The following is a 14,268-nucleotide window of genomic DNA, read 5'->3' on the forward strand; positions in this document are numbered from 1 at the left end:
GGAGGTATTTTATGAAGAAGATTATAAGTTTGATGCTGGTATTCTCGCTTTTACTATCAGTAGCACCTGTGTATGCGAATGTAGCAACAGAGTACACTTATGTGTTTGGTGTGAAAACAGGAGGCAACGAGGACGGCGGAACGGGTGATAATATTTATATGGGCGTAAGTACATATGAATCTGGAGCAAGCTCTGATCAAGCAGCAAATTTTGGCGGCGCTGCCGCTTGGTCTGATACACAACATACATTTAAATTGCAAAATACTCCACCGTGGAGAATGAACGAGCTCGTTTTTTGGCTGGTGGGCAGTGATGACTGGTACGGTGAGTCGGTGGTTCTGTGGCTTCCTCAAATTGGCGGAAACATAAATCCAACACAGACGAAGACCATTCCAATATACTCATGGACAAAAAATCAGGACAGACTGTATCGTGACATTTCGGATGTAACCAAAAGAAAATTCACAGATATGGGTGACGTTGATAAGCATGGAGGAGAGTTCTATCTGGATGCGAATTCGTCAGGCTCTGAACGTGCAGAGTGGGACAACTATGTCAGAGATCAATATGGCCACTATGACATTATGCAATATGAGGATGCTCCTGTTGTCAGCTATAGCGTTTCGGACGACGCTGTGGGCAGGGATTGGTTAACATTCCAGGAACCGACAAAAACAAAAACGTTTGAGCTCAATATTGACCGCAAGAAGCTTCACGATCAGATGGTTGCCAAGGACAAAGCAGAGATTTCGCTGACCTATAGAGTGGCGCTGCTTGCCCAGTCTACCAATGCTGAGAGCCTCGGGGGAACTTTTGCCCATACAAGTTCAGGAAATCCCGAGGTTAAAACCTATTTGACAACAAAGATAGGGCAAGCGGACTACTATTATAAAGATGTAACGTATACGTTCTATCGTAGCATTTATAACCTCGGCAACCCCGATATCACTCAAACGGTTACCTATTCACCGAGCCAGGACAATCTGTATCTCAACCGTAAATTCACAGATGTTAATATCACGGTTGAAGCGGTGTCCATTCATAAAAAAACTATGACGCAAGAAATTAAAACGGAGCTTATCACCAACCTCCAAGCCACGCCTGTGTTATATCTTGGAAACAGTACGGAAACACCGCTTACCAGCCTTACCATGACCAAACTGCAGGGCAATGACGGCAAACCAAACGGCAAGCTTCAGTTCACTGGACAAGTCCCGCTTGATGTTAGCGTAGTTGAAAGCGAGGGCGTAAGGCTTCAGCTTGACAACGTCTCTACCCATCTAACGAAAAAAGGTCAGGCGCAGGCCTATTATTTGGAGAATCCCACTCCAGAATCACCGTCATCACAAAGCTTTTATTTCTCAACTCACAAAGTGGACACCAAAACCCCAACGGTAAGAGTGACTGACCAAACTGGAAATGACCTGACGGGGGCAGATTCCATTCAAGGCAACATCAAAAAGCTGCATGAATTCTATATGGTGGCCAGCGAAACCCTCTATCCAGAAGGAAATGTCGCCCACAGCGAGTCGAATCAAAACTATTTTAATTATGAGCTGTACAAGAAAACCGGTGATTCCTATGAACCGGCCATGACCCGAATCACAAACTTTGACGGTACAGGAAACAGAGCAAGAGTTACCGCACCTATAAACACGCAGGTTATCAATGGCGTTAGCCTAAAGCTAAGTCCAATCGATCGGGCGGAAGGCGAATTCAAGCTTCGGCTGTATGGATGGGATCAAGCCGACAATCCGCTTGGCGGAGAGGCCGGATATGCAGAAATTGAGAATATCCTAATCGATAATCTGGCTCCGCGAGTGACCGTAACCGAGACGGTACATCCGCAAGATGCACAGCTCCGCAAAAGAAATGACTATAGCTTTGAAATGAATGATCTTGAGCAAAGCAATAACGGCTGGTCAAGAACTTATTATACCTTTATGAACGGGATTGCGGCACCGCCTGACACGCCAATCCATCAGATTAAACCTGCCTCCGCAGAAATTGCTTCAACTCAAGGCGCATGGGCATTCGTAGACTCAGAAGGTGATAGCACAACTGCCATTCTATCCATTCCAAAAGGGGACAACTTTGAGGGAACGCTCTATTATTTCACCGTAGACTCACTTGGAAACGATTCTAGAAACGAGCAAGCCTCCAGATACTATAAAAAGCCTGTGAGTATGTTCAATGGAAATGTTGCTGACACCCTCCATACGGAGGATTCCAGTCTGCCAAAGCCGTATTTTGACATTAGCTTTGACGTAAGCAATCCAAACCTTGAAACGAGTTACCGGTGGATTTCTGATCCTGGCAATGACAACAGCTTTACACAAAAATTTAAAGTGTACGAATCAAGCGATGATGTTGGTGCAGCTGAAAAAACGAATCTTAGCGGAACCAAAGTGCTGATGGACGGGAAATATATCCTTGAATATCGTGTGAAAAATAAACAGTCTGGTAATACTGCTGAATTTTCACAAGAATACACGTATGACGCCTATCCCCCGGAGATTAAATTTACCGTAGGAAGTCAGCACGATCATTTCAAATCATCCCATCAAATTAACGTGAAAGTGGCAGACCGCAGTGGAATTGCCAGTGCATATTACTATGTATCCAAGCCGGATTCAGAGATGAGAATTGAAGATATGCCCAACTATCCGCTGACACTGACACTTGGCAGTGACAACATAGCCCAGGTTAATCAAACCTTGACCCTGACAGGACTTCCATCAGGTGCGTACAGCATTGTGGTTGTGGCCAAAGACCCGCATGGCAGAGAAAGTAAAAAGGTGTCCCCCTACTTTGGGATGAGGTCAGAACCTGCGGTAATTGATACCTTAAACTTTGCGGGAGCAAAGATTGTAAACGGAATGGGTACAACCACGGATGGAACCTATAGTATCAATGCTGTGTTGAATGAGCCCCATGCAACATGGACTTCTGACAGCGCAACGAAATATCAGAACCCGGTATATTATGCAGCAACGGACGGCCTGCCAACAGATAACGGCGTTTTAGTTCCTGAGTTCACAGCGAGCAACAATTCCGGCGGTAATTATGCATTTACACTCGACACACCGGTTCCGCTTCAAGAAGGTGTCAACACTATCTATTTCCAGTTTGGACTTATCAATGCTCCTGCGGACGACAGACCGGAGTTTGTAACAGAAGCAAGACCGCTCACCATTCTGTATGATAGCCAGGCACCAACCTTTGAATTGCCGGACTATAGCACCATACAGCCAACCAACGCATCAGTGACAGCAACAATAATCGCAAGTGATGCGGGTACAGGGATTAGCAAACTGACCGTTGCACCCGAGGATGCTGACAAAATCACGGTTTCTCCCTATACAGACGGTGCATTCACAGTAACGGTAAGCGAAAATATAACCACAAATCTGATCTTGTCTGACGAGCTTGGCAATCGTGTTCTAGTTCCTATTTCCGTATCTAACATTGACCGGGCAGCTCCATCTGCGCTTGCTTCAAGTGACACCGTGACCAAAGGAGCAAGACAGGATGGTGTGGTTACAGTTGATGTCTCAGACAAGCATGACACAACCGTCTCCTTCGCACTTATTCAAGATCCGGCAGCAAACCCTATTCTAACCGAAGCGGACTATGCGCTGTTTCAATCAAGCCCATCCGTGGAAATGCAGAGCAGTCCGGTCGTCATTAATGGCGAAGGCAACAAACAAAAAACCTACACCATTGACTTGAAGGGGCTTAGCGGAAGCTATGCCATTGGGATCAAAGCCGCCGACACCGCAGGAAATGTGACTGAAAAAGTGTTCTTTGACGCAAAACTGGACCTGGTTGACGCAGGGGCAGCCATTGTAAGTGTCAGCGCAAACCCTAGAACTACAAAAACCACCGCAACGGTCAGCGTTTATTTTAACGTTCCAGTAACCGTAATGCCAAACGCACCAGTAGAGGGCGATGTTGTGGGTGATATGGCCAGGTCGAACCTTCTGTATACAGGACTTTTAACAACCTCCGCTAACTATGTAATGGACTATGAGGTTGTTATCCAAAACAATAATAAAATCAGCCTTTATATTCAGGACGAGGTTGGAAGAGACAGTGTTCTGGAATTCACACCTGAGGTTGAATTTGTTACAGGTTTTGATACTACAGGCTATGTAGAGAAAAATGGTCAAACGATTCAAAACGGCGGGTTCATATCCTTTAACCAGGGCGACAAGCTGTATTATATTGTAGTTCCGAATCCAAAGTATGCCGGACAATATTTCTTTGTTGAACATGCAGTGTTATCCGGGCTAGAACTAAATACCGAGCTAAGTGTTCTTGACCCTTCGTTTACAGAAGTTGAAGGAAGAACAGCTTATTCAAAGCTTGTGTTTGAAGTGCTAAGAGACGGTAAAACAACAAAATCAGCTTATTTCGAGGCCTATACGGCAGAAGGCATGGAAGCGGACCGGATGGAAGCGGAATATGTTGCCATTGCATCGGTTGACGAAACGGCACCAGCTGCAAAGGTGAACTATTCGACCACGGAGCCAACCAACCAAAATGTTACCGCAACACTTTCTGTATATGACCCGGAAAGCGGGATTCTAAAACTTGAACGTTCGTATGACGGCATAAGCTTTAGCCCCATTGACTCCGTTGTTTCGCATACCGAAACCTTTGAACAGAATGCGACGGTATATTTTAAAGTGACAAACAAAGCCGGAACAGCAACGGTACTGCCGGTCACAGTTTTAAACATTGATAAAACGCCTATCACGCAAGACACACACTACACCGTTGAATACAGCTATGAGAACTATCTTGGGAACTGGGTTCCAATCCAGGAAGGCAAAGCCTATAGAAGGGTTATGGCAACGCTCAAGTTTACCGGAGGCGGAAAAACGCTTTCGATGACAAACAACAACGCAGCCTTCTCAAGGACGCTAACGGAGGATAATAACAAATTCACATTTGAATTTAAGGATCTTTCGGGCAACACAGGTTCTCATACGGTTAGCTATAACCATTACGACAATACGATTGGCCAAACATCCTATGTGTTATCCAATACGGCCAAGACCAACAAAAATATTTTTGCAACGATCACTTTAACAGATGATTCAGGTGAAATAGCCTTTGCAGAGGTGAAGAAGGGTGATGTGGTCTATCCCTTCAAAGGGGAGCCGCTTGAGAATGAATATGTCGTTGAACTGGACAGCTCAGGAATTTATAATGTGACCGCCTATGACTATGCCGGAAACCGTTGGACGACTCCGATTACTGTCTCGAACATTAACAAAGTAGTGCCAACTGCAATTGCAAAAACGTACAGCACGCCTCCCACCACCATTACTGCACAAAGCGTGAATGTGGAGTTGACACAGTTCAGCAAGGAGTTCAAAACGATTACTGTCACTGGTGTAGAACCTGCCGGAAGCCTAACTGCCAACGATATCGTGCATATCCCCGGCACTAAAGCTGTCCGCTTTAGAAAAAATGGTACAGTGTCCATGTTCTTTGTTGACGACTATGGCAATGAAGGCCAGGAAGTGATTACCGTATCCAATATTGTGTCCACACCGCCGCAAATCAAAGCCACAGCCACATTAGCTGAAGATAAGCTGAGTGTGAATGTGACCTTTGACCAAATCCGTGACAGTGACGGCGTTCCACTGGACATTCTTAGAAAACTAACTGATCTTACCGTTTCTTATCGGGGATATGAACATGCACTTCTGACTGAAGTGAAGGATGAAGCCGGCGATGTTCTGTCCTATAAAGAGGCAATGATCAACGTTAAAACGAACGGGGAGCACGTCTTTCAAATTAGGGACCAAACAGGCATCACGCAAAAAATTCTGGTAACGGTTGAAGGAATTGAAGTGAGCGGCCCAAGGGTTAAAGAAGTCCGCTGGACATACAAATATCTCGAACAGAACCAAAGCGGCGAATGGGTGGAAAAGGATCATCAAAACAAGATTGTTGTTGGTGTGGACACCTCTGGAAAAGAAGAAGGATATGTGGTGGGCACCGACAAAAACCCGGCAACGAACCAGAATGTAAAGGTCACGGTAATTACGGATAAAGATGCTAAATTCGTGGGCGGAAACGATCCTTGGGAACAAGAGAAGTCAATGAATTATAGAGACAATGGACTTTACAATTTTAACCTTGAAGGAAGAACAGGGACCTATACCTCGTATGGTGTTGACATTGGTCTAATCGACAAAACACCCCCTGTGTTAAAACTTAAAAATGGGGAAGAGCTCATCTTCATCGAAGGCATGACGCCTAAAAAAGATGCCTCCATTGCCTATGACAAGTCCAAGCTTCTAGACTTCGAGGCATGGGATATGGTTGCGGGTAAGAAGGTAGACCTGACGAAGCGGGTCACCATAAGCTATGGAGCCGGCGGGCGGGTGTTTAACCCTGACAACATCTCGGCAAATGAATTTGTCCGCTCGAACCCGTACTATATCGACTATACGGTAAGAGATGATGCCGGGAATCAAACCACCCTTCGCCGGACCGTTCGCCTTGTGGGTCTTTATGACACCATAGCTCTTGTGAACGGCGTGATGCCAGACAGCTCCAATGCTGCGTCCGTTCTTGGAAACAAGGTTGAAATTTCTTTGAAGAATTTCTCCGGGATCTCGTATGCACGTTATGAAAAAGGTGTCTTAACCCAAGGTCAGATGAAAACAAAAGGAACGGTCCTGCGGGAGAAAAGCGGAGTGTATACCCTCGATAATGTTACAAGCGGTTGGTACACCGTATATATCCAAACGGATAAACGCGACTATTTCAACATTCATGTATATGTCTCAAATCAAGGAGGGAAATAGGCAATGACGTTCTATAGAACAATGAAACGCAGCATGGCTGCAGCTATTATTCTATCCATGCTTTTCACCTTTGCAAGTTTCCCTGTTCATGCTGACAGTAGTAATGCGGATTATTCCATTGCGAACGAATTTATGAAATATTCAATCAATTCAAAAACGGGTGGCTTCTCCATCGAAACCATTGACGGTCATCCGCAAAAAGCGTTTGATAACAACCTTCCGCTTCTGTATAAGGAAGATGCGGCCAGGAGCAACGGAACATCCTTCACAACCGTCCGTATCGACGGAAAGGATTTTATTTTCGGTCAGGAATACGGCTGGTTTGGAATTGATACCAAGCTTCATGAACCTGTCGTTTCAGAGCAAAACAGGCTTTTAACCATTGCATGGGACATTAAGGGCTATACCATCACCCAAAAGGTGTCCATTTCAATCGACCCTAACAATTCAAGGACGGGTAACATTGGTATCTCATATGATGTGAAAAATAACAATGCCACAGCCGGAAAGGTGGGGATTCGGCTTCTTCTGGACAACGCGCTGGGTTCAGAGATTGACGCACCTTATGTGCTGGTTGACCCGTCGCAACCGACAATCGTTGAAACCGAATATAGCGGTGACAACCTTCCGCAGCAAATCAGATATGTTGATTCTCTGTCGGCCTCGAACAAGACGGCTTATGCCCTCTTGTCCGGCTGGAGCGGCAACAAGGATGTCAACGTTGATAAGGTGATTGTAGGACACTGGATTAATCTTGCAAACACCAGATACGAGTATACCCCAAACCCTAGTGTAGACTTTACTAATTATTCTAACCAATACTTAGTTCCCGACACTGCAACGGCCTATTATTGGAATGAAAAAGCCATTGAGCCGGGTCAAGTCAGAATTTCTGAAATGCTCTATGGGATCGGCAGCTTTGCTGAACAAACCCAAAAGGAGCATGTATCCATAGGGATTCAAACCGGAAATGTATACTTAGCTAACGACAAAAAAGGGTATGAAAACAATGGTGTTTTTAAAGCAAATGTAACCATCGACAATAGTGTCTCAGGAGCAAAGGAACTTATAGAACCCATTGTGAAGCTTAGCCTCGAAGAGGGACTTGTGTTTGCAGCCACGAAGACACGGGAATACACGGTGAAGATTTCGGGCGGTCTTAACATTGGAACGGTGTTTAATATTCCGGATGTTGACATTATTGCAGAGACTCAGTCTATGATTACGTCAAAACGGCTGGTCGTTTCGCTAAACGCCACAGAAATTATTGATGCTAAGACCAATAAAGTGGTTGACTATAGTGCCAACACAAACATTTTGATTCCTGCAGTGGAAGGAAAGCTCCCGGAGGTTTCAATGAAGCATGTTTTCCCGGCGGCCGTTTATTATGAAGGCGACAAAAACCTTACCGTTTCTGGCGATATGAAGGTTTTGATGGAGGCCCTTTCGGGAAGTGACGGATGGAGTCTGTACCTTGTTGCATCCTCAAGCGGTGAGGCTACTCTGATTGACAAAAGAAAAATAAGCTTTATTGATGAAGGCCAAACGCTTGCGTTCTCAACGAATCAGACGTTGGCGGTTGGAAAGTATGACATTGAATTCAGATTTACAAATCAACAGCTGATCGACGCCTTCGGTACCAAAATTAAAGCAGCAGCTTCAGTGGACGTTACCGATAATTTAGCAGATAAAAGTGCAAGCTACGGCATTGTTTCGCTAGTCCGCTTCACAGACGCTGCGAACCACAGACAGTTATATGACTATATCAGTTTTACAAACGAAGATGTCATGAAGAAATTCATAGCCGGCGGCGTGAGCAAAGACGGTATTCTTCACAAAGGAATTGCCTTTAAAGAAGACGAAACAGAAATTCTGTTGACCCTTCGCGGAAAAATCAGACTTATGGATACGGGGACAGAAAAATATTACTCTGCCAGCCCGGCCGATGGCGACATTACCATCAACAGCATCTTGACCTATGACAGCACCGAAGCCCTGAAGATGACCGTTGACAGCAAGGGGGCCAAGCTGGAAGGCGATGGTACCGTCAAAGTGATCAACTCGATTAATATTTGGCATAATAAGTGGCATTTTGAAGCCAGCAATGGAACCAAATATACGCTGAACCGGGAGGCTGTTGCCGGGAAGAGGGCTCAAGCCTTTGAACTACAGCTCGGTGATGCCGGTTATATGCTGCAAAATATTGCAGGTTTTTTGATCAATATTAAGTACGGTGTTATGACCCGGGAAGATGATGATTTCGGAATTAGCTTTGGCGGAAGAATTTCAATGCCTTTAAAAGCTGCTGACTCATCCAAGGGTGAGGAGCATTATGATTATAAAGGCTCGCTCACAGCGGACGTTCAAGATGTTCTCTATGGAAGTAAAGACAGCGAGATTGGTTTTGTTGGCATTAACACAACACTCTCAGTAGCTCTGCCCAAAGATATATTAGGCCCGTTAGTAGGAAACGAAGCCGGTGTTAAAGCGGATATAACCATTAACACCATTGAAGATATTTATAGTATTGATGCCGGTGTATCTGTTACCATGCTCGAAGTAGAAGGGTCATTGGCCCTCAAAAAGGTTCCTATTAACTCCGTGCCCAAAATGATGCTGGATAAGCTCACCTTCTTTTTAGCGCCATCTACAATGAAGGTTCCTGTGGTTGCACCTTATGTATTTATCACAGGCCTTGGCGGAGGCATTTCGAACCTTGCAGATACCATTGCCGGAGAACCGGCAGGGGAGCTTCCGCCCCTTACCATCCATCTTCAAACCAGGCTATTAATTAATGCCATTATTGTGGGTGACTTTAAGCTGGATGCGAAGCTATCCGGTCTTGCCATAGAAGGCAGCGGCCACTTGGAGAAAGACGAAGAGGGAAGGCTGCTTAATATTGGGGCGGGAATGAATGTTCAATGGATCTCGCCGTTTCAGCTTAATGCCTTCGGCAGCATCAGTATTCATGCCGGAGCCATTCGTGGCGGGATCACGATTAAAATTACGGAAGATTATTTCTATGGTTATGTGTACGCAGGGCTGTTCATTCCAGACTCCATCCCGCTGCTTGGGGGCAAGGAGATCGCAGGCGTTGAGGCAGCCGTCTCCTCTGACTTTGTGGGTGCAAACTTTAAGGTCATTGGGGTGAAGCTTGGCTTCATCTATTATTGGAACGGTGACCTAAGCTTTGGCGGGTCCATCGACCTCTCTTCAAGAGGAGACGCCGTTCACTATGTCCACTCGGAGGCGCTGGACGAGAGCGGCAACCTTGTGCCAACCACCATGATCTATGGAACAAATATGAGAAGATTGAGTACGGAGGCCGTCGCTAAGACAAGGGCCGGGAATGGGGTTACCAAAGAGATTAATCCGGCAACAAAGGATGCCCTTCTCTTTGAAGTTCCGCTGCGCGGTTTAATCCAGCCGTCTGCATCTGAAATCATTGTCACCAATCCAAATGGTAAAAGATTGACCATGGTTGAAGACGATAATAAGGGCAACGGAAACTATCTTGTTCAATCTTTAGACGGCACGAATTATTTGTACATTTCAGTCACTGATCCCTCTCTGATTGTTGGGGGCAACTGGTCCGTTTCAGTTTCAACACCTGATGTCTATATAGACAACTTTGCAGTAAACAGTGTTGACTATATGCCTGAGCTGACAGGAGTTAGTGCTTCTACTAGCACAAATACAAGCCGTGATATTAACGTTTCCTGGACAACGGACAAGCAGGGCCAATATTCGGGTGCGCTTAATGTCTATGTCACGAAGGACCCGTCCGTCATGAAAACCATCGAATCCTCTAACATTCAAGATACTTCATCCTTAATTAGTATCGGCAACCTGGAGTTAGATGAAATTAAATCAGGTTCTCATGTATTCACGCTTCCTGAGTCCTTCCCTGAAGGGAAATATCATGTGGTGGCCATGCTTGTGAACCATCAAGGCGGAATGAGCAAGAAAATCACGGCTTCGACCTTCACCTTTACCAATCCATTGCTCCCGCAAAACCCGAAATCTGTGTCTGCGGTCTATAGCGGCGACGGCTATGTAAAGGTTGATATAACGGGAACCGATGATACTGCAACACATTATCTTGTGGCGATCCAAGACGAAGATGGGGCCGAGGTCGAGAATTCCTTTGGTCAATTTAAAGTGGGCAGTGACATCATCCTCAAACCATTAGAAAACCAAACCAACCGGCCTCTGTTACAGGAAGGCAAGACTTACTTTGTTATAGTGCAGGCAGTTAGAATTGTGGAGTCTGCTCTTACACAGGCGGAATATTACCGTTCAACCGAATTTGCCTCATCGCCAAGCTTTGTTATGCCTTCAACGGATAAGCCCAAGCTTGTAAGCGTTGAGACGAACATTGACAGATCAAAGGAGCTCTATTACTTAAACACTGACCAATTCAAGGCGACGTACACCTTCGACAGACCTGTGAAAATGACCTTAAACCTTAACACCGAAGATAAAAACACACCTCAAGAATTTAAGAAGGTGTGGTCATTTGAAGAAAAGCTTGAAGACGGCCAGCAGCTGGTGGACTTTACAGCGGTTGCCGAAAACCATGACACCCTCCAAGGCAGCCGCTCATCAGGGGCCATTGGATTTACTGTTGATACCAAAGCGCCTGTGTTACTCCTTGATGAAGATGTTAAAACCAGCCTGGATAAGGAAAACGTTGATAACACCGTCAGCAATCAGGTTGTTTTTGTTGGTGCGGACTCCAGCTATAGCTTCCATGGCCTAACAGAGCCATCCGCAAGCTTAACGTTAGACGGCAGTTCAGACGGTATTGTTATCCGTCCTGACGGAACCTTCGTTGTCAACCGCAAGGCCTCAAGTGAGGAATCGAACCAAACTCTGATGCTTAAAGCGGTTGATGATGCTGGAAACGAAACGGTGGTTCCAGTGTATCTGGTGAATCGTGTTCTGTCAGAGTATGAGAGCATCAAACTAATCTCTGACCTGGAAAACTCCGAGGATCAGCCTGATTCGATTGAGCTGGGCATAGGCGGGACAACGGCACTTTCTGTGAAAGCACTCCGCACAGTTGACGGCACCGTTCTAAAGGCAGAAGACGTTGTGTGGGATGTTCTGTATAATCAGAACATCATCAGACTTTCACAAGACGGGACCCTTGAAGCATTAGCCCCAGGCGAAACGGCTATCAAGGTTAGTTATAGACTGTCTGCTTTTGAAGGCCAGAACGGGAAAACGGTCTATAAAGAACTGTCAGACGTTATCAAAATTCATGTAAAAGATTATGGTTACCGTTATGAAGTTCGTCAGACACAAGGGTTCTCGTTGTACACCATATATACTGAAATGAACATGGGGAAGGCAACGGTTGTGATTGGAGGCAACAAACAAACGCTGTTATATGACAATCTCAAGAAAGCATACATTGGTGCTTCAAAGGAGCTTGTCACAGGCGAGCAATTAACAGCCAAGCTTGGTTTTGAACCAACGGTGAAATCTCCTGTTCTTCTGCGTGGAGATACCGATGGCAGCGGTGCGATTGATAAAGTCGACGTTTTGGCAACCTTGAACGCTATTTTGGACAATGTTTACAACGGTTTTAGTTCTGTAGAAAATTGGATGAGAGCTGATACAAACGGCGACGGCGTGGTTGACATTGTAGATGCGCAGCTCACCCTAATGGAGGCCCTTCAAAGATGATCAAATACTTAAAAGTCATTTTGTGCATCATGCTTCTAGGGGCTGTTCTACCATCCTATGCCTATGGCGCAAATGATGCGGCAGACCTTAGTTATCGTGTGGACATCACCGTAACGGACAGCTCGGGTGCCTTGAAATCATCCTTTAAAGTCGGAGAAAAAATACTTGTTAAGCTTAGTCTTGCCTATACGGGTGCCGGAAGGGCACCGGTATATGGCTTTCAGGGAAAGCTGCAGTTTGATTCTTATGTGCTGGAAAATACCGGTGTGAAGATGGAAAACGACATTTCAATGAAAGTTTCCGATGGTGCCATCAACTATGTCTATCTGGATATGACCGCCAAGGGAACAGAGGATTCCATCCTGAAAAATATCGGAACGGCTGTATTTCAAGCTAAAAACAGCGGCACGTTCAGCCTTTTTTCAAGCAGCTTCATTCTAACCAACAAAGATGCGACACACCGGTATATTGAACCGGTTGAAGCTGTGCAAATCCTTGTTGGCGATGGAGTAAAGGATGCCTCGAAATCTCTGTTATATGAAAATATTGTTGCTGCAAAAGCTTTGCTTGCTTCAGTGACGATTGCGGATAATCCCAAAAACATCTATTATCCGGATCATTGGTACCCAACCAAATCCGCGGAAACATTGAGAGCTATGATTGCTGAAGCTGAGGCTGTTTTTAATAATAAGGATGCACTGGCTTCGGAAATCTCTGAAGCTATTGAAAAGCTTAGCATTGGCGTTTCTGACTTTGAGAACTCCAAAATTACCGGTCCGAAACGTTGGGCTGCCCAGGGGGGTGACGGCGCAGCCGATAAGGCTGCAGTGGATCTTTACTATTCCGTTAAAGCTTCAGTGAAAGGCGGAAACGGCAAAATTTCCGAGGGCTTTGAAGTTCAAACCATTCGCGCCACAACCTCTGCCACCATCCGAATGATTCCCGATGAAGGCTATGAAACCGAATATATCTTTGTCAACGGTGAGAAATGGATAGGCCACGACATTTACACTATTCCAGAGGTTAGCCGTGACACTATTGTGGTGGTTACCTTTGCGAAAAAAACGCCTTTTACAGATATAGCACATGACGACTGGTTCTATACTTCTGTAAGGTATGTTTACAACAAGGGACTGTTCACGGGAACCTCTGAGACGGAATTCTCACCCTCCGGAAAAATGAGCCGTGCCATGCTGGCCACTGTACTCTATCGCATGGAGAATAAACCGAAGGTTACATTTGTGAGTGTATTCTCTGATGTTCAAAGTGGCCGCTGGTATTCAGATCCGGTGATTTGGGCCCATCAAAAGAGTATTGTTAACGGGTATGATAAGGGGAAATTTGCTCCCAATGATGCGATCACCCGTGAGCAAATTGCGGTTATGCTGCATAGATACGCAAAGGTTAAAGGTGTTGGCCTTCAAGCTAAAGCTTCAAGCCTGAGCTTCAAAGATGCCAATCAAATTTCAGGCTATGCCAAAGAGTCCATTACTTGGGCTGTGTCCAAGGGCATCATGAAGGGCAACACTGATGTAACTATAAATCCTTCTGGTCTTGCTACCAGAGCGGAGGTTGCCACTATGCTCGAAAGGTTTAATGAGCTGAATTGAAATTTAAATGAATACCAGCCGCCCCAAAATATTTATTCATTAAATTAAAGACCGCGAAGCCTTGCTGCTGCGCGGTTTTTCTCTGTTTGTCCCCGGAAGTTTTCATTATTCTTTTATTCCCTTCCTTTAGACTC

3 protein-coding genes are annotated in these 14,268 nt (G+C 45.4%); all 3 read left to right on the top strand.

Annotation, left to right across the window (positions count from 1 at the left end):
• Window positions 1-11: 11 nt before the first annotated feature.
• Genes NSS83_RS25450 through NSS83_RS25460 form a run of 3 tightly spaced genes read left to right on the top strand, consistent with a single transcriptional unit; the run spans window position 12 to window position 14,134 of the window.
• Window positions 12-6,830, top strand: coding sequence for a hypothetical protein (locus NSS83_RS25450; RefSeq protein WP_341346754.1), 6,819 nt, complete (start codon window positions 12-14; stop codon window positions 6,828-6,830).
• A 3-nt stretch (window positions 6,831-6,833) separates the two neighbouring features.
• Window positions 6,834-12,524: a dockerin type I domain-containing protein gene (locus NSS83_RS25455; protein ID WP_341346755.1), complete on the top strand. Its 5,691-nt coding sequence runs from the start codon at window positions 6,834-6,836 to the stop codon at window positions 12,522-12,524.
• The gene (locus tag NSS83_RS25460) at window positions 12,521-14,134 is read left to right on the top strand and encodes an S-layer homology domain-containing protein (protein WP_341346756.1); all 1,614 of its coding nucleotides are present in this window, start codon (window positions 12,521-12,523) and stop codon (window positions 14,132-14,134) included. Before NSS83_RS25455 ends, NSS83_RS25460 begins: the two co-directional genes overlap by 4 nt.
• Window positions 14,135-14,268 lie beyond the last annotated feature (134 nt).

The sequence above is a fragment of the Paenibacillus sp. FSL H3-0469 genome (genome assembly GCF_038051945.1).
GTDB lineage: Bacteria > Bacillota > Bacilli > Paenibacillales > Paenibacillaceae > Paenibacillus_AQ.

Excerpts from the sequence above, each read along its gene's own strand:
- NSS83_RS25450 (WP_341346754.1), top strand. The coding sequence starts at position 12 with ATGAAGAAGATTATAAGTTTGATGCTGGTATTCTCGCTTTTACTATCA.
- NSS83_RS25455 (WP_341346755.1), top strand. The coding sequence starts at position 6,834 with ATGACGTTCTATAGAACAATGAAACGCAGCATGGCTGCAGCTATTATT.
- NSS83_RS25460 (WP_341346756.1), top strand. The coding sequence starts at position 12,521 with ATGATCAAATACTTAAAAGTCATTTTGTGCATCATGCTTCTAGGGGCT.